The following is a 17,464-nucleotide window of genomic DNA, read 5'->3' as shown; positions in this document are numbered from 1 at the left end:
CGTGGAATTTGACCAGAGGGACGATCATGCTCTCTGCGGTCTCGCCACGAACTGAGGAGATGCGTTGGGCACGGTGGTCCTGGAGGAGAAGTGGCCCGTCCTGGGGAGGCATAAGTAGGCGGCCCGCTGGCTATGGATCTGGACTGATCTGGGACGAGCGCCCCGGGCCATCGACGCCTACGCACGTGGCCTGGCCGAGTACCTCGACCGGTGCGAGCGGGAGAACATCGACCCGATGAAGGCGACGCGGGAGCACATCGCCGGCCACGTGCGGGAGCTCACCACCCGGCCGAGCCGCCGCAGTGTCAACGTGATGTCGATCGACTCGAGGTCAGGGCTGGCCAACGCCACGATCCAGCAGCGACTGGTGCCAGTCCGGTTGTTCTACGACTTCCTCGTTGAGGAAGGGTTGCGCGAGTCGAACCCGGTCGGGCGCGGCCGCTACACCCCGGGTCGGAAGTTCGGCGGCCACCAGCGTGGCCTGGTGCCCCGGCTGACGAAGCTGCCCTGGATCCCCACCGACCAGGAATGGCTGGCCTTCCTGCAGGCGGCTAAGTTCGAATCGCCGCGCAATCGTGTGATGCTCGCGCTGGCTTACGATGCGGCACTGCGCCGTGAGGAGTTGTCCTCGTTACGGACCGACGATCTGGATCTGGGTCGTCGTACGCTCCGGGTTCGGGCCGAGACCACGAAAAGCCGCTACGAGCGCGCGCGCTGGCCGCCGCCCAGGTGCACACCGTCAAGAACATCGTGGACCGGATCGAAACCTTCCATGAGCTCAAGGGGCGCCGTCACTGCGGTGCCGGCGCGCGTGCCCACGCCCACGCCCGCCCGCTGCGCGACCGCGCCATCATCTACCTGCTGTTCGGCACCGGGCTGCGCCGTGGACGCACCGAGATCGAGCCGGGGGAAGGAGGTACGAACAGCCTGGACATGATGGACGCGATGGGCTTCGTCAAGAAGTCCACGATCACCGCGTGGGATCCGGGCAAGCGCCTGGCCTTCCGTGAGCACAGTCCGGACGGCACATTCTCGGCCGTCGAGTACCTGTTGGAGGGCCGGGACGGCGGCAGTACCGTCCTGCGCTTCGTGCACAGCGGCATCCTGGGCGACAACTGGGATGCGGAGTACTACGACAGCCTGAAGGCAGGCGACCTGATGTACCTCAGGCAGCTCGCCACCTACCTGAAGCACTTCCGGGGCCGCCACGCCACGCGCAACCTGTTCCTGGCCGGCCCGGCCATGCCGGACAACGAGCGGGTGTGGTCGCGGTCCGCGGCCGCACTGTCGCTGACCGGTGAGATCACCCAGGGCGCGCCCGTGCGGCTGAACGTGCCCGGCCTGCCCGCCACCGACGGTGTGGTCGAGTTCCTCGGCACGCCGTATTTCGCCGGTGTGCGCACACCGCACAGCATCCACCTGTTGGTGAAGGGCTACCGGGACACGCTTGTCGTTGGGTACCACGGCTTTTCCGACGACGAGGACGAGAAGGAGATCGAGCCGGCATGGAGGTCCTGGCTCGCGTCGGCTGCCGTATGACACCGACATGACACGCACGACCGACTTTTCACGAGACCGCGGCATCCCCTGATACGGCGGTCGGTTCGATCAGAACCTTGCAAAAATCATGCAAGCGCCCACCTAGTACTCCAGTGTCATTTTGCGATCATGGTTGGGATCTGCGCTGGTAATGGCAGTGTCGGGCAGTGGCTTGGTGCCGTCGTCGCCATGAGGACCAGCGCAGCACCTCAGCGGTCGAGCGGCGCGGGGACAGGACAAGGGCAGCCAGCAGGCGACGGATCTCGGGCATGGTCAGCGGGATGTGCCGCTCATCGCAGGGTGGCTGATCTGCGGCGAGGGCGGCCAGGAACGCCAGTGCCAGCATGGCCAGGGTGACGTGCCGATACCAGGCCCGCCACCTGCGTACCTGGTAGTGGTCCAGCCCGGCTTGTCCCTTGGCGGCCTGGAAGACCTCCTCCACCGCCCACCGGATGTCCGCGATCTTCACCAGTGCCGCCAAGGGCATCGGCTTGGGCGCGTAACAGCCGTAGAACGCCAGTTCACCGGTGGTCAGGTTGCGGCGGATCAACAGCCACCGATACCCGTGCCCTTCCCCTTCGTCGTCGGCTTCGGGGCCGGGATCATCGATGCGGGCCCAGGCCCAGGCGTACCAGCGCGGGCCTTTGGCGCCCTGACCGGCGCGGTAGCGATGCCAGTGCCGGTCGGCCACACCGGTGGCGATGTCGGCCACGTCGCGGTCGATGCCCTCCAGACCGACCCGCAGATTCCCCGCGATGGCCAGTACATAACCGATCCGGCGCCGCTCCAGCATGGCGCGCAGCCGCGGGTCTTGGCCATAGACCTCATCACCACTGACCCACCGCGCCGCAAGACCGGCATCCAGCGCATCGGCGACCATCTCGGCGGCGAGCGCGGGCTTGGTGGCGAAGGTGGTCTGCGCTGGGACCCCGGCGGCATGGCAGCGACCCGGATCGGCGAGCCAGGAGCGTTCGGGCAAGTAGAGCCGGCGATCTAGGAGCTGTTTGAGGTTCGGATCTAGGTGAGCCCCGGCGACAGGCCGGCCCGGTGGCTGGTAGAACCTCGGATGTGGCGCGCTTTGATCTGACGGATGCCGAGTGGACCTTGATCGAGCCGCATCTGCCGGTGGCGGCCACCGGGCCGCTGCCACGGCGGGTGCGTGATCAGTTCAACGGCATCTTGTGGCGGTTTCGCACCGGGTCCGGCTGGCGTGATGTCCCAGAACGCTACGGGCCTTGGTCCACCATCTACTCCCGGTTCAGCGGCTGGGCCAAGGCCGGGGTGTTCCAGGGGCTGATGGACGCGCTGATCGCCGAGGCGGCATCGCGTGGGCAGGTCGGGCTGGAACTGGTCAGTGTGGACTCCACGATCGTGCGGGCGCATCAGGAGGCGGCCGGGCTGGCGGTCGCCGGGGAGACCCTGGACGCGCTGGAGCAGGCGCTGACGGAGGAAAAGGGGGCTCCGCTTCCGGAGCAGCCGCCGGTGCTGCGGGTGATGCGCCGCAGGTCGCATCCGGCATCCAGGAGGCGGGTACGCCCCCGGGCCAGGATCGCGCCCGCACCCGGCGACGCCGCAAGGCCCGGGCAACGGCTGCCGGGCTCGGCCGATCCCGGGGCGGGCTGAGCAGCAAGATCCATGCCGCGGTCGACGCGGCCGGGCTGCCGCTGGCCTTCGTGCTCACCCCAGGCCAAGCCGCCGACTGCCCGCGGTTCATCACCGTCCTGGACAAGATCCGCATCCCCGGCCGGGTCGGCCGGCCCCGGACCCGCCCGGCGGCGGTGGCCGCGGACAAGGCCTACTCCTCCAAGGCCAACCGTGCCCATCTGCGCCGCCGCCGGATCACCGCGGTCATCCCGGAGAAGATCGATCAGCAGGCCAACCGGAAGAAGAAGGGTTCGGCGGGCGGGCGGCCGGTCGGCTTCGATCCGGAGCGCTACCGGCAGCGCAACACCGTTGAACGCTGCTTTCAGAAGATCAAGGCCTGGCGCGGCCTGGCGACCCGCTATGACAAAGCCCGGGAAAGCTATGAGGCCGGCCTTCACCTCCGAGGCTCGATCATGTGGTTGAAACTCCTCACCTCAACCATATGATCCGAACCTCAAACAGCTCCTAATACTACAACCAGCCTTTGTGATCTATAGCCTGAACGCATGGTTGGTGAGTTAACGCCGGATGATCTCCAGGAGTGGGTCTCGGGGTTGAACGTGCTGTTCGGGCGCGTGGCATGCCGGTTCGGGCGGGTGGAACCGCGCCGTCAGGCGCGGGCGTATGTGACGGGATTGCTGGCTCCGATCGAGCGTAAGAACGGCTGGCAGTTGGCGGAAGCGGCTGGGGATGCGGCGCCGGATCGCATGCAGCGTCTACTGAACAGTGCCCGCTGGGACCCTCGCGAGGTGCGGGTTGACCTGCGCGATTACGTGATGGATAACCTCGGGCACCGCGATGGCGTGCTGATCGTGGATGAGACGGGGTTCCTGAAGAAGGGGGACAAGTCGGCTGGGGTGCAACGTCAGTACTCCGGTACCGCGGGCCGGGTGGAGAACTGTCAGCTGGGTGTCTTCCTCGCCTACGCGTCTCCGTCGGGCCGGGCGCTGATCGATGCCGAACTGTATCTGCCGAAGTCCTGGACCGATGATCGAGTCCGATGCGCCCAGGCCCGCATCGGCGAAGAGGTGCAGTTCGCCACCAAGCCCATGCTGGCCCGGATGATGCTCACCCGCGCTCTGAAGGCGGGCGTACCAGCCTCCTGGGTAACGGCCGATGAGGCGTACGGCATGGACTTCAAATTCCGGCGCTTCCTGGAGGAGCACCACCTCGGCTATGTGGTCGCGGTGCCCAAGAACCAATGGATCGGCCAGGGGTGGGGCGGGCAGATCCACGCCGGCACCGCGACCACCCAAGCCCCGCCTGAGGCATGGAAGCGCCGCTCCTGCGGCAACGGCGCCAAAGGGCCGCGCCTTTATGACTGGGCCCTGGCCACTGTGCACTTCGAGACCGAACCCGGCTACCAGCGCCAGCTACTGGTCCGCCGGAGCCTGACCCCTAACGCCAAGGGTGAGCTCGAACTGGCCTATTACCTGTGCCATGCCCCGGTCGGCACCGCCCTGGAGGACCTCATCGCCGTCGCCGGCGCCCGATGGGCCATCGAGGAATGCTTCCAGAGCGCCAAGAACGAGACCGGCCTGGACCAGTACCAGGTCCGCCGGTTCGACGCCTGGCACCGGCACATCACCCTCGCGATGCTCGCTCACGCCTATCTGGCCGTCACCGCCGCACACGCCCCAAAAGCCCAAGCGGCATGGTCCGCCTCACACCCGCCGAGATCCGTCGTCTCCTGGCACACCTGACCACGATGATCACCCGACCGCTCGACTTTGCCCTTGCCTGGTCCGACCGCCGACGCCAGGACCAGACCCGCGCCCGCAGCAGCCACTACTGGAAGCGCTGGCTCAGACATCACAAAATCATGTTGTAGTACTAAGGGGGACGGCGAAATCCACGTCGGCACCATGCACCGCTTCAAGGGCCTGGAGTACCAGAGGCTCGCCGTCGTCGGCGTCAGTGATGGCATCATCCCGCGTAGCGGTGTCATCGAGCGTCATCGCGTGGAAGACCCGCTTCGATACGAACGCGAACAACGCAAAGCTCGCTCGCTGCTCTTCGTCGCCGCGACTCGCGCCCGGGACGCCTTGACCATCAGTTGGCACGGCAAACCCAGCCCGTACCTCCCGATCTGAGCCTGCGATGCGCTCCGGCGACGTATACATGCCGTCGCCGGAGCCAAGCGGTCTGGTTTACGTCGCGGGTTCGGACCGCGACAGCGAACTCGACTCGTACCGCAACTGATAGGTGCGGACCCCGCCGCCGTTCACCCGGTAGAGCGTGATCGCGGACAGGAACTTCTCCTTGACCTGTACCGTACGACGGCGTTCCTGCTCCCCGATGCTGCTGATCCACTCTTCGATATGCTCCGGGAGCTTGAAGGTCAACTCGTAGGCGTCCACGGCATCGACTGGCGACAAGGTCCACTCCGCCGCGGTTCCCATGCCACGCCGCCTGATCCGGACCGTATGATCCGGCCTGTCCTCCGCGTACTCCAGAAACCGCCGATGATCCTCCGACGCCAGCGGCAGAATGAACGGCGCGGAAGGGAAACCCAGCAGCAACTCGGCTTCGCTGCGCCGCCGCAGCACAGTGGCGAATGCAGTGACCGCGGCAGTGGCCGCCTGCTTGAACGTCTCGCCCGCCACGACGGCGGGAGGCAACAGATCCAACGGAGAGGTCCCCAGCGCCCGCCGCAGTTCCGCGCGCATCCAGGTCACCGGAAAGCGAGCCGGCTTCGTCAGGTGCCTCTGCGCAACGGTCAAGGTCGACGCTGTGGCTCCAATATGACCGAGCAGCCAGGCGAAGGAGGCGCCGGAGAGGTCTACCAGGGAGATCTGGTGTGCGAGCGCGTACTTCTGGGCATCCGCGGTGAAACCACTCGCGGAGAACAGGGCATACGAGTACTTATACCGCTGTCGCGGGCCTCTTCCCTGGTCCGCCATGAAGTTCTCGTTCACGTCGTGCACCACACCGTGGGCATTTCGTACGATCTCCAGGCCGCATCGGTCCTGATAGTACTTCGCTTCAAGGAACAGCCGCACCGGCATGGAGAACGCCGGGGTGAACGTGAACTCCCCGAGGACGTCTACTTGATGGAGCGCACCCCGTCCGCGTACCCGCAGTGTTTCTCCATCCGTGACCAGCTCAACGGGGTCCTGGTTCTCGTGGACGAGCAGCCGGTAACCGCTTGAGCGCAGTAGCCAGGCCAGCGACTCTTCGAGCAGATAGCCCCGCAAAGCAGAGTCCTTGATCGCCAATATCCCCTCCCCGGGAGCGGGCCACGCGCTGTCCGAGATCAGCGGATCGCATCTGAGCTCGTCCATACGTCATGAACCGAGCCAGGTGGGCGACCTGCAAGCAGATCGTCATCGTCCTCAGCAGCCCGTGTCGAAGCAAGCGCCATCGCGTCGTACACCATCGGCATGCCGCTCAGACAGTGCCGGTGCCACCTGTCGTGGGCGCGTAGTGATCGTGGAGTCGGTTGAGTTGCCCCACCCAGAACTCCACCTTCTGCCGAGCCGATGGCTTGCGTGGAAGAAGTCCTAGGTCAACAGCGAGGCTGTAGAAGCCGCTACCCGCATCGCTTCCATCCAGGTAGATCACCAGGGCCGAGATCATCAGTCCACTCGCTGGACGATTCTGCTCCACGATTCGCCTGAGGAGATGCCCCATGGCCGCTCGGCCGTCCTGCCGGCCGAAGTCGAACCCAGAAAGCCCGGTTCGACGCTCGAGTACGGTGTTCAACTCCGTGTACGACGTCGTCTTTCGGAGCCGTGCGCGTTCGATCAGAAACTTCAACCCAGCTTCTGTGAGCTGCTCCCAGGTCTCGTCGTCACGACCGTACAAAGACATCGCATCGCCTCCACATAGAGAATAGCGGGACTTCTTCAAGCACCGCATGAAGAGCTCATCGGCGAAGGGGTTAGGGGGCGGGCTGCCGAGGCGAGATGAACCGACTTGAATACAAGTGTGGTGATCTGTTGGCTGCTGTCATATCTTGTACTCTCTTGGCATCGTCGATCTTTCCTCGCTGAAGTTGATGACGGGCAAGCTGGTCGATGCCGCTGACGGTGAATTGGACAGCCTGGTGCGCAGGGCCGACCAGATGCCCTCTTACAGCGTGCCGGTGCAACCATCCGGTGAGCGCGCAAGGCAGGCGGCAAGAACCGCGTCATGCAAGGACCGCCCGATCAGCCCAATCCGGCTTCGCCCGGGCGCCCTGACTCCGCGGCACCGCCACCTCATCCGTCATCGGGCAACGTAGTAACCCTTGTGCGTGTTGGTCTTGATGAACTCCATCAGGTGCTCACGGGAGATGAACTTGCGCGAGCCGACAGCCACCCACTCGACGTCCCCCTGATTCATCATCTGGTACAGGGTCGAGTAGCTGATGCCGAGTGCCTTGGCGGCGTCTTTGATGCTGAGTAGCAGCGGCCCTTTGTGTGACAGGTGAGTCGGCCCGATCACCGTGGTCTGCTCGGCCTCGATTACGTCGACCTCCGAGCTGGTCGTCTTCCACGAGCCGAAGTAGCCGTAGGGACGGTCGAACTCCGCTTGGACCTTTGCCGCGGCGTCCTCCTCGTTGGTGGCACGGACAAGGCGTTCGGCCACTTGGACCCGCGTGACCACGACCTTGTAGCGCATGTATGTCTCCTTGATCTCCCGCCTCGTCTGCTTGACCTCGACGGGTCTGGGTCGGTTGGCGACGCGTCTCATGGCGCGTGAGGTGGCGTCCGATGGAGAACTGTCTGGAACGGCGTGCGCAGGCCCAGCTTGCCTGCGGGGCCCCTCGGCTCCGAGCCGTTCGGCCTCGAATGTGGGCTTTGGCTGGTATGCACCGTGTTTGAGGTAGTAGCTGCCGGCCCCGGTGATGGTGGCCGCCCAGATCTTGCGCTTACGGCTGACCTCGGCAAGACCGCGGCTCTGAAGCGCTCGAGCGGTGATCTTGTGGGTCTCATCCGGCCACGAGCGCTCGGGGCAACCGTCCGCAATCCAGCGCAGGACCTCGACCTGGCGATCGGTTAGTTTCGGACGGATCACGGACAGTAGTCCACCACACCACGTGGACGCCACACATGTGAAATGCGAGACTGCGGCTGCCGAAACCTTCATCCGCGGCGTGCGAGCGTGTCGATGCGGATTTGACAGCGAGCGTTCTCAAGAGCCTCAGTCGAGCCTGTCTCGTGTCAGCGGTGAAGACAGAGCAGGCCGCAGTTACTTGGGTAAAGCCCTGCAGGCTGGCCTGTGGTTGCTCGCTGGTTGCTCGTGCATGCGCGGTACAGCCTGACAGACATCGTCACGGCCTGGGATTCCAGGGAGCGCAACTACAGAAAGAACGGCACAAACCGTCACTTCCTAATACTTGGCAGTGTTGATCAAGGGCGCTTTTAATCTGTAGGTTCAGGGTTCGAGCCCCTGGCGCCCCACCACCCCACCCCACCCCACCTGACCTGCGGTTTCTCGCTCCGAGAGACCCGCGGTGAGGTGTTGCTCTCCCAGGCCCGCTCGCCCGCTGCTCGCGGGCACCCATCGGCCTCCCCGGCCGGTCATTCCGCCGGCGCGCGTCGCGCATGGTCCTTGCTCCGTCGGCTCGGCCACCCGGTGCCCTCGGGCTCCCACGTCAGTGGGGAGCCGTTCTCTTCGGGAAGGTGCCGTGTCCGGATCATCGAGTGGTCCATGCGGTTGCGGCGGGCGCGGTTGGGTGCGCTGTCTCAAGCTCTTACCAGTTGACCCGCGAGAAGCGGGCAGCAGCGGAGTTTGCGGAGGACGCGCCAGGTCTTCAGGACCGCGTTGGCGCGTTCGCCGGGGCCGCGGAGCTTGGCGTGTGCTGAGTTGGCCGTCTTCTGCGACCGCGGCTTGTCGCGTCCCTTGTACGGCACCAGCACTCGCTGACCAGCGCCGATGTCTGCCTTGTCGGCGAGTGCCACCAGTCCGGCGGCCTGCAGGCGGCGGGTGATGCCCCAGATGCGCGCCGCCGTCAGGTCGTGCACCGATCCGGGCAGGGAGCCGGAGGTTCACAGCGGTGTGCCGTCCGGAGCGGCCAGGATCTAGATGTTCATGCCGTGCTGTTTGTGTTTGCCGGAGTAATAGGGCCGGTCGGCGGCCACGCGGTCGATGGGAATCAGCGTGCCGTCCAGTACGACGAAGGCGTGCCCGGCCTGTTCGGCGGTGCGGATGGCCTGGTCCAGGCGGGGCGAGCGGCGGGCGAGCAGGGTGATGGCCTCTCGTACGTAGCGCCGGGCGGTGGCGGTGCCGATGTCGAAGCCGGCGGCGATCTCGGCGAAGGTCTCGCCTTTGCGCAGGTGGATCAGGACCAGCAGGGCTTGCCGGGCGGGGCTGAGCCGTCGTGGGGTGGATCGGATCGCGTGGCGGTGGTGGCGCAGGACGCCGGCCAGGTAGTTCAGGGTTTGGGATGGCAACGGCAGCGCGGCACGGTAGAACTGCACTCAGGCCCCTGGTTGGACTGGTTGATCTTGGTCGACGACCCTTCTACCAGGGGCTATCTGCGTTCCGGGTCAGGAGCCGTGATCTGTAGTGAGCTTGTGACCTGCGACGTCACGGTGAAAAAGGCTCACTGTGTGGACTTCAGCAATCCAGCACCGTACGAGATGGCGCCCTTTCCACGCGCGAAACGGACAGAAGTTTATATTTGGGTGACAACCTTACGCTCTCCGATCACTCCACAAGAGCCGCACCCAGACTGCTGATACGGTTTGGTTCACGCCCATCGGGGGTTAAATCCCCCCATCCTCCGCCTCTCTTGTGCGTCCTTTTACATGGAACACCGGGGTCGAGAACGACGATCATCTGGTGTGTTCCTCAGCAATCATGCCGTCTTCGCCAGCTCCGACCTCGACCAGGTCCGCGGCGAGGTCGCCAAGGTGTTCTGCCCGCACCGGCTGGACCTGGCCGGCGACGCGGACCTGCTGTCGGCCCGGTTCAACTCCGTCCAGCTCGGCTCGGTCCGCGTCAGCTACCTCAATTACGGGGCCGACGTGCATATCGAACCAGGCGATCTCGACACATTCTTCCTGGTCATGATCCCGATCGCCGGGCGCAGCCTGATCCGCGCCGGCGATGAGGAGATCGTCTCGACCCCGTCGCTGGCCTCGTTACCCTCGCCGACCCGCCACCTTGACATGCGCTGGGTTGCCGGCTGCCCCCAGTTGGTGGTCAAGTTCGAGCGCACCTCGATCGAGCGCTCTCTGGAGCAGATGCTTGGTGAACAGCTCGACGGTCCAGTCATCTTCGACCTCGGCATGGACCTGACGACGGGCTGGAGCCGGTCCTGGCGGGAGATGGCCGACCTGCTCGTCAGGGAGGCCGAGCGCGACGACGGGCTGACCGGCCATCCGCTGGCCATCGCGCACCTGGAGAACGCCATGATCACCCTGCTGCTGACCATGCAGCGCTCCAATTACCTGGAACGGCTGACAGCGCCCAGGCCGCCCGCGCTGCCAAAGGTCGTGCGCCGGGCGATGGAGTTCATCGAAGGGCACGCGCACCTCCCGCTCAGCACCACCGACATCGCCGGCGCGGTCGCGGTCAGCAGTCGCTCTCTCCAGGAGGGTTTCCGCGCGCATCTCGGACTTACCCCGATGGCTCACCTCAGGCAGGTACGACTGGCGCGGGTACACGACGAGCTCAGGATGGCCGACCCCGCCAGGACCACGGTGACCACGGTGGCCGCCCGATGGGGCTTCCTGCACCAGGGACGTTTCGCCGCCCAGTACCGCGGGAGGTACGGGCAGCCGCCGTCGGAGACGCTGCGCAAGGTTTCCGCGTCAGGTGGATGAGATCCGCGCTCAGCGGATGGCCCGGGCAGACGCGCCGGCCGTACCTTTCTTGTCAGGCGCCGATCGCAAACCGCACTCCTGACACCGAAGGGACACATCACCATGCGCGACATCCTCATCGTCGGCGCCGGCCAGGCCGGCCTCCACCTGGCCATCGGCCTGCTCCAGCACGGCCACGACGTCACCATCGTCACCAATCGCACTCCCGAGTCCATCCGCGACGGCCGAGTGATGTCCGGCCAGGCCATGTTCGGCACCGCACAGGCCCACGAACGCGAGCTCGGCCTGGACTGGTGGGCCGACGCCTGCCCGCCTATCGAGGGCATCGCGCTCACGGTTCCGAGCCCGGAGGGCGGCAAGGCCCTCGACTGGGCGGCGCGGCTGCACGTCCCGGCCCGCTCGGTCGACCAGCGGCTGAAGATGCCGGCCTGGTTGGGCGAGTTCGAACGGCTCGGCGGCGAGCTCGTCCTGCACGACGCCACCCCCGAGGATCTGGAGAGCTATGCCGCCCGGTACGACCTGGTCCTGGTCGCCGCGGGGAAGGGGCCGATCGCCTCGGTCTTCGAGCGGGACCCCGCACGTTCCCCGTACACCGCTCCGCAGCGCGCGCTGGCGGTCACCTACGTCAACGGCCTCGCCCCCCGCCCCGATCACTCGGCGGTCTGCTTCAACCTGCTCCCCGGCGTGGGTGAGTTCTTCGTCTTCCCCGCGCTCACGCACACCGGCCCCTGCGAGATCATGGTGTTCGAGGGCGTGCCGGGCGGCCCCATGGACTGCTGGGGCGACGTACGTGGTCCCGCCGAGCATCTGGCACGCAGCCGCGAGATCCTGGAGACCTTCTTCCCGTGGGAGGCCGAGCGCTGCGCCGGGATCGAGCTCACCGACGCCAACGCGGTCCTGACCGGCCGCTTCGCTCCCACGGTCCGCCGTCCTGTCGCCGTTTTGCCCTCCGGGGCACCGGTGCTCGGCGTCGCCGACATCGTGGTGCTCAACGACCCGATCACCGGGCAGGGCAGCAACAACGCCGCCAAGTGCGCCGACACCTACCTGCGGGCCATCGTGGAACGGCGCGATCAGCCGTTCGACGCGGACTGGATGCTGCGGACCTTCGACCTCTTCTGGACGCAGGCCCAGCACGTCACGAACTGGACCAACGCCCTCCTGGCACCGGCCGAACCCCATCACCTGGCGCTCCTGGGCGCGGCCGGGCAACGTCCGGAGATCGCCTCCCGATTCGTCAACGGCTTCGATGACCCGTCCGACTACGCCGGCTGGTTCATGGACGCCGGCCGCGCCGAGGCCTACCTGAACAGGGTCGCGGCATGAGATCGCTCCGTGAGGCCCTCGGGCAGTTCGCCACCGGGGTGGCGGTGATCACGACGGTGACCGCCGACGGGCATCGGGCCGGCGTGACCGTCAACTCCTTCACCTCGGTCTCCCTCGATCCGCCGCTGGTGCTCTTCTGCCTGTCGAACCAGGCCCCCAGCGCGCCGATCTTCCTGCGGGCCGGGCGATTCGCCGTCAACGTCCTCGCCGCCGACCAGGACCACCTGTCCAGGCGCTTCGCCACGCCCTCGACCGACAAGTTCGCCGGGGTGGAGCTGCTCGGCACGCCGTTGCCGATACTCGCCGGGACGCTGGCCAATTTCGTCTGCCGTACGGAGCGCGTCCATGACGGCGGCGACCACCACATCTTCGTCGGGGCAGTGGAGTGCTACCAGAGGGCCGAAGGGCAACCGCTCGTCTTCCACTCCGGCCGCTACCGGGAGTTCTGGCCCGAGATGACCATCGGCGAGGGCCGCATGGCCAGCTAGGTCGTCACGGCCGGCGAACAGCTCCGGCTGACCCCGGCCATCCGGGAGCTGTTCCGGCTGACGGGAGCCCGGCTGCACAACCACTACGGCGCCACCGAGTTCCAGGACGCCGCCACCCACACGCTGGAAGGTGAGCCGTCGACGTGGCCCGGCGTCGTGCCGATCGGGCAGCCCATCGACGGGGTGCGGATCCGCATCGTCGACGGTGAGTTGCGTGAGGTGCCGGACGGCGCCGAGGGGGAGCTGTGCGTCCTCGGCGCCGGGGTGTCGCCCGGCTATCTCGGCCGTCCCGATCTGACGGCGGAGCGGTTCGTGCCCGACCCGGCAGGGGGCGGCCCCCTCTACCGGACCGGAGACCTGGCGCGGCGCCGGCCGGACGGCGTCATCGACCTTCTCGGCCGACGCGACGGCCAGGTCAAGGTGCACGGAGTGCGGGTCGAGCCGGGCGAGATCGAGGCACTGCTGCTGGCGCATCCCGGGGTCGGCGAGGCCGTGGTGCTGGCGCACGTCGGCGAGGCCGTGGTGCTGGCGCACGAGATCGGCGGGCACCCACGGCTCGTCGCGCACATCGTGCCGCGCGGCTCACTGGCACCCGCCGAGGCGTCCAGGCTGTTCAACACGTTTCTGTCCGCCAGACTGCCGTCCACCCTGCTGCCCGAGGCCTATTGCCTGCTGCCGGGGATGCCGCTGACGTCGAGCGGCGAGACCGACCGCTCCCGGCTGCCGCCACCGGCCACGCTGGAGCGGCTCACGGCACAGGATCCGGTTCCCCCGCGGACCGCCACCGAGCGCGTGCTGGTAGAGGTCTGGGGGAAGGTCCTGCGGCTGACGGAGGTCTCCGTCGAGGACCGGTTCATGGATCTCGGCGGCACGTCGCTGCTCCTGGTCGAGGTCCGGAGCGAACTGCGACGGCGGCTGGGCCGCGACATCGAGATCGGCGACCTCTTCCAATATCCGACGATCAGGGCCCATGCCGCCCGGCTCGACGCCATCGGCCCCGACCCCGCCGAGGACGCGCGGAGCGAGCGGACGCGCGGCGGCACCGCGGACATCGCCATCGTCGGGCTGGCCCTGCGTGTGCCGGGCGCCGCCGATGTGGAGACCTTCTGGCACAACCTCGTCAACGGCGTCGAGTCCGCCGGCCCGCTGCCCGGCGCGGCGGACGGCCAGCGTGACCCGCGGCTCGCCACGCACCCGGACTTCGTCCCCGCCGGTGCGCCGCTGCCGGACATCGACCGGTTCGACGCGGCCTTCTTCGCCCTCAGCCGGAAGGAGGCCGAGCTCCTCGACCCACAGCAGCGGGTGTTCCTGGAGTGCGCGTGGGAGGCGCTGGAGTCGGCGGGGTACGCGCCGGGCGGACGGATCGGCGTCTTCGCGGGGTGCGGCATGAGCACGTACCTGATCAACAACCTTGCTCCGCATTTCGGGTACGGCACCGCCAAGGCGATGACCGAGTCCGACCTGGAGCAGTTCCAGTTGAAGCTCGGCAACGACGGCAACCACCTCGCCACCCGCGTGTCCCACGCGCTGGATCTGCGCGGCCCGAGCGTGGGCGTCCAGACGGCGTGCTCGACCTCGCTGGTGGCCGTCCATCTGGCCTGCCGCAGCCTGCTGGACGGGGAAAGCGACATGGCGCTGGCCGGCGGCGTGCACATCGTGGTGCCGCAGAACGCCGGCTACGTGCACGAAGCGGGAATGATCATGTCGGCGGACGGTCACACCCGGACCTTCGACGCGGACGCCTCCGGCACCCTGTTCGGCGACGGCTGCGGCGTGGTCGTCCTCAAGCGGCTGGCCGACGCCCAGGCGGACGGTGACCGGATCATCGCGGTCGTCAAGGGATCGGCCGTCAACAACGACGGGGCCGAGAAGATCAGTTTCACCGCGCCGAGCGTCGGCGGCCAGGCGGAGGTGAACAGGACCGCGCTCGGCCGGGCCGGGGCGGACCCGTCCGAGGTGACGTACCTTGAGGCGCACGGAACCGGCACGCACCTCGGCGACCCCATCGAGATGAGCGCCCTGGGCCAGGTCTTCGGCCGCCGCCCGGACGAGGCGGCGCCCCGCTTCATCGGCTCGCTCAAGACCAATGTCGGGCATCTGGACGAGGTGGCCGGGGTGGCGGGGCTGATCAAGGCCGCGCTGTGCGAGCAGCGTGGCATGCTGGTGCCGAGCCTGCACTACGACCGGCCCAATCCGGAGATCGACTTCGGCCGATCCCCGTTCCGGGTGTCGGCCGACGCGAGGGCCTGGGAGACCGGCGACCTCCCACGGACGGCGGGCGTGACCTCACTCGGGGTGGGCGGCGCCAACGCCCACGTCATCATCCAGCAGGCCCCACCGCCCGAGACGCGGCCGGAGCCGCCGCGCGAATCGACGCCTGAGACGCGGTCCACGGCGGCGCCCGCGCGGCGGGAGCCGGGCCTGCTCGTCATCAGCGCCCGTACCGACGCGGCCCTGGCGGAGCTGACCGAGCGGTATGCCGCCCATCTGCGGTCGGTCCCGGCCGGCACGAGCCTCACTGACGTGTGCTCGACGGCGGCCCTCGGGCGACGGCACTTCCCCCGCCGCCGCGCGGTCGTCGCCGGCGGCCACGTACCGGCGGGATCTGGTGGAGGGGATGCGCTACATCAGGACGCATCCGGTGGTGCGCTGGTCGCTCAGCGTCTACGGGATCATCTTCCTGCTCGCCGTGGCGCCTTCGATCGCGACGCCGCTCCTGGTCGCGCGCACCTTCGGCACCGAGAAGTGGATGCTCGTGGTCCCGGAGGTCGCCTTCAGCCTCGGCATGCTGCTCGGCGGGGCGCTGATGTCCACGGTGCCGGCCCGTCGCGGCGGGGGCGGTCTGACGCTCCTGGCCGGTTACGGGTTCGGGGCCGTCACCGTGCGGATGGGGCTGACCTCGAACCTGTGGGCGTTCTACGCCTTCATGTTCGTCTTCGGGCTGCTCGTGCCGCCCTTCGCCACGCCGATGACGACCTTGCTTCAGAAGAGCGTCGAGCCGGCCATGCACGGACGGGTGTTCAGTTACGTCGGCATCGTCATGGCACTCGCCACGCCGGTCGGCATGCTGGTGTTCGGCCCGCTGGCGGATCTGGTCAGTGTGCAGGTCCTGCTGGTCGCCGCCGGGCTGTGCGCCTTCGGGGTGATGACGATCGCCACCCGCCTGCCGTCCGGCCGCGCGGCGCTCGCCCGATGACCGGCCGCCGTCATTTCTCCACTCCGGTGCTCATGATGCCGCGCACGAACGTGCGCTGGAAGCAGATGAAGAGGATCACCGGCACGGCGATCGTCATCATGGCGCCGGCCTGGATGTAGGCGGGCTTCGTGGAGTACAGGCCGTTGAAGGCGGCCAGGCCCACCTGCAGCGGTTGTAGCTCGGGACGGCCGACGGGGACCGTGCGCGTGTCCGGCACCGAGGCGTACGCGCAGACCTTCCCCGGCGCGGTGGCGCGGCCCGGTGACGGCGTGCAGAGCACGGAGGCTGAACGCTTCTCCGGAATGGTCATTCGTGCGGCCACAGACCGGTGAGGCGGGCGATTCGGAGGCCGGCATGGAGTTCGAGGCGGATTGAGCCGTCGGTGATGTCACAGCCGGTGAGTTCGCGGATGCGGTCCAGGCGGTAATAGAGCGTGCTGCGGTGGATGCTCAGCCGGCGGGCCGCGCCCTGGATTTCGCCGCCGCTGTCGAGGTAGCCCTCCAGGGTGGCGGCGAGTTCGGCGCCGTGCGGGGCGTCCAGCAGACGGCGCACTCCGGCGGGGAACTGGCTCGGGGTCAGCCGGTCGAGAGGGAGTTGCAGGAACAGGCGGTCGAGGCCGAGGTCGTCCCAGAAGACGCGTTTGCCGTAACGGGACGGGTCAAGGCTGGACGCCCGGTGGGCGAGCCGGGCCTCGTGGTAGGAGTCGACCGCCTCCGTCAGCGACGGTTTCACGCTGCCCACGCCCGCCACCACCGCTTCCAGGCCGGGGCCGGCGAGCGCGCGTTCCAGCCTGTCGTGATTCACCGGACGCGGGAACAGCACGATTCCCTCGGCCCCGAGAACGGCGCCGACGATCTTCACGGTCGTCGATCTCCGGGTGAATTCGAGAGTCGCCTCGACGGCAAGTCGGGTAAGGGATTTCGAGGACGATTCCGGGGCCCGGAGAACGAGCACGGCGTAATGCTCGACATCCTCAATGAAATTATCGCGAACCAGGGTTTCCGCCGCCTTCGAGCGGGCCGCCGGTGATTCTCCGAGCAATTCCGCGAGCAGCTGCCGAGAATTCTCCTCGCCGTGTCGGCGATCGGAGATCCGTAGCGCCAGCAGGACCCCGATTTCGGGTGCGGCGGATTCCAGGGCTTCGAGGTCGCCGGGGCGCGGCGTCGCCCGGTCCTCGACGTAGTAGACGTAGCCGATCAGGTGCTGCTCGTGACGCAGCGGGAGGACGACCAGCTCGCCGCCGGGCCGGGACACCCGCACGCCGTGCTCGGCTTGACGGAGCCGATGCTCCCTCACCAGGGACTCCGTCACCGGCGCCGCCGAGCCCGCGAGCAGCCGGGCGAGACGGGCCAGCCGGGCGTCGGTGTCGTGGACGCTGAACGCCGCGACCTTCAGGTCGTGGTCGAGCACCACCAGTGCCACGCCCAGGCGATCGGCCAGCTCTTGGACGGTTTCATCAAGGCTCACGGGGGTTGGTCCTCTCCCGCGACACAACGTCGGATCGGCTGCGACAA

General features: G+C 67.6%; 13 protein-coding genes and 3 pseudogenes. 9 read left to right on the top strand and 7 right to left on the bottom strand.

Going from position 1 to position 17,464, the window contains the following annotated elements:
- The first annotated feature begins 750 nt into the window (after positions 1-750).
- The gene (locus P3X83_RS18595; protein WP_277306375.1) at positions 751-1,539 is read left to right on the top strand and encodes an SRPBCC domain-containing protein; all 789 of its coding nucleotides are present in this window, start codon (positions 751-753) and stop codon (positions 1,537-1,539) included.
- A gap of 127 nt (positions 1,540-1,666) precedes the next feature.
- Here P3X83_RS18595 and P3X83_RS18590 read toward each other — a convergent pair whose 3' ends face one another.
- Positions 1,667-2,689, bottom strand: coding sequence for an IS701 family transposase (locus tag P3X83_RS18590; RefSeq protein WP_277306374.1), 1,023 nt, complete (start codon positions 2,687-2,689; stop codon positions 1,667-1,669).
- Here P3X83_RS18590 and P3X83_RS18585 point away from each other — a divergent pair.
- The 3 genes and pseudogenes from P3X83_RS18585 to P3X83_RS18575 all read left to right on the top strand — a co-directional run bounded on the left by P3X83_RS18585 (position 2,608) and on the right by P3X83_RS18575 (position 5,276).
- Positions 2,608-3,629, top strand: a pseudogene (locus P3X83_RS18585) (IS5 family transposase). The gene P3X83_RS18590 and the pseudogene P3X83_RS18585 sit on opposite strands and share 82 nt — an antisense overlap.
- A 60-nt stretch (positions 3,630-3,689) precedes the next feature.
- Positions 3,690-4,886, top strand: a complete 1,197-nt coding sequence (locus tag P3X83_RS18580; protein ID WP_277306373.1) for an IS701 family transposase — start codon at positions 3,690-3,692, stop codon at positions 4,884-4,886.
- 27 nt (positions 4,887-4,913) lie between these two features.
- Positions 4,914-5,276, top strand: coding sequence for a 3'-5' exonuclease (locus P3X83_RS18575; RefSeq protein ID WP_346742720.1), 363 nt, complete (start codon positions 4,914-4,916; stop codon positions 5,274-5,276).
- A 57-nt stretch (positions 5,277-5,333) separates the two neighbouring features.
- Here the strand turns inward: P3X83_RS18575 and P3X83_RS18570 are convergent, their stop codons facing one another.
- The 4 genes and pseudogenes from P3X83_RS18570 to P3X83_RS18555 form a co-directional block, all read right to left on the bottom strand.
- Positions 5,334-6,401, bottom strand: a complete 1,068-nt coding sequence (locus tag P3X83_RS18570; RefSeq protein ID WP_277306371.1) for a restriction endonuclease — start codon at positions 6,399-6,401, stop codon at positions 5,334-5,336.
- A gap of 172 nt (positions 6,402-6,573) precedes the next feature.
- Positions 6,574-6,996, bottom strand: a complete 423-nt coding sequence (locus P3X83_RS18565) for a hypothetical protein (protein WP_277306370.1) — start codon at positions 6,994-6,996, stop codon at positions 6,574-6,576.
- Between the two features lie 396 nt (positions 6,997-7,392).
- Positions 7,393-8,184, bottom strand: a complete 792-nt coding sequence (locus tag P3X83_RS18560; protein WP_277306369.1) for a helix-turn-helix domain-containing protein — start codon at positions 8,182-8,184, stop codon at positions 7,393-7,395.
- 671 nt (positions 8,185-8,855) lie between these two features.
- Positions 8,856-9,590: pseudogene (locus P3X83_RS18555) on the bottom strand (transposase family protein).
- 366 nt (positions 9,591-9,956) lie between these two features.
- Between P3X83_RS18555 and P3X83_RS18550 the strand changes: the two are divergent.
- The 5 genes and pseudogenes from P3X83_RS18550 to P3X83_RS18535 all read left to right on the top strand — a co-directional run bounded on the left by P3X83_RS18550 (position 9,957) and on the right by P3X83_RS18535 (position 16,069).
- Positions 9,957-10,940 carry an AraC family transcriptional regulator gene (locus tag P3X83_RS18550; RefSeq protein WP_277306368.1) on the top strand — a complete coding sequence of 328 codons (984 nt, stop codon included), beginning with the start codon at positions 9,957-9,959 and terminating at the stop codon, positions 10,938-10,940.
- A gap of 102 nt (positions 10,941-11,042) precedes the next feature.
- Entirely contained in the window at positions 11,043-12,266 is a 1,224-nt protein-coding gene (locus P3X83_RS18545; protein ID WP_277306367.1) for a styrene monooxygenase/indole monooxygenase family protein, read from the top strand.
- On the top strand, positions 12,263-12,754 hold the full coding sequence (locus tag P3X83_RS18540) for a flavin reductase family protein (protein ID WP_277306366.1): 492 nt from the start codon (positions 12,263-12,265) through the stop codon (positions 12,752-12,754). Before P3X83_RS18545 ends, P3X83_RS18540 begins: the two co-directional genes overlap by 4 nt.
- Positions 12,755-12,772: 18 nt before the next feature.
- A pseudogene (locus P3X83_RS43340) lies at positions 12,773-13,024 on the top strand (AMP-binding protein); the annotation flags it as partial.
- A 411-nt stretch (positions 13,025-13,435) separates the two neighbouring features.
- On the top strand, positions 13,436-16,069 hold the full coding sequence (locus tag P3X83_RS18535; RefSeq protein WP_346742721.1) for a beta-ketoacyl synthase N-terminal-like domain-containing protein: 2,634 nt from the start codon (positions 13,436-13,438) through the stop codon (positions 16,067-16,069).
- Here the strand turns inward: P3X83_RS18535 and P3X83_RS18525 are convergent.
- The gene (locus P3X83_RS18525; RefSeq protein WP_277306364.1) at positions 15,961-16,260 is read right to left on the bottom strand and encodes a hypothetical protein; all 300 of its coding nucleotides are present in this window, start codon (positions 16,258-16,260) and stop codon (positions 15,961-15,963) included. The genes P3X83_RS18535 and P3X83_RS18525 overlap by 109 nt on opposite strands.
- The gene (locus tag P3X83_RS18520; protein ID WP_277306363.1) at positions 16,257-17,417 is read right to left on the bottom strand and encodes a helix-turn-helix domain-containing protein; all 1,161 of its coding nucleotides are present in this window, start codon (positions 17,415-17,417) and stop codon (positions 16,257-16,259) included. The genes P3X83_RS18525 and P3X83_RS18520 overlap by 4 nt, the downstream gene beginning before the upstream one ends.
- Positions 17,418-17,464: the final 47 nt, after the last annotated feature.

The organism is Spongiactinospora sp. TRM90649, from assembly GCF_029382225.1.
In the GTDB taxonomy this organism is placed as follows: Bacteria; Actinomycetota; Actinomycetes; order Streptosporangiales; family Streptosporangiaceae; genus Spongiactinospora.
This window is presented reverse-complemented; position numbering and strand designations above follow the sequence as displayed.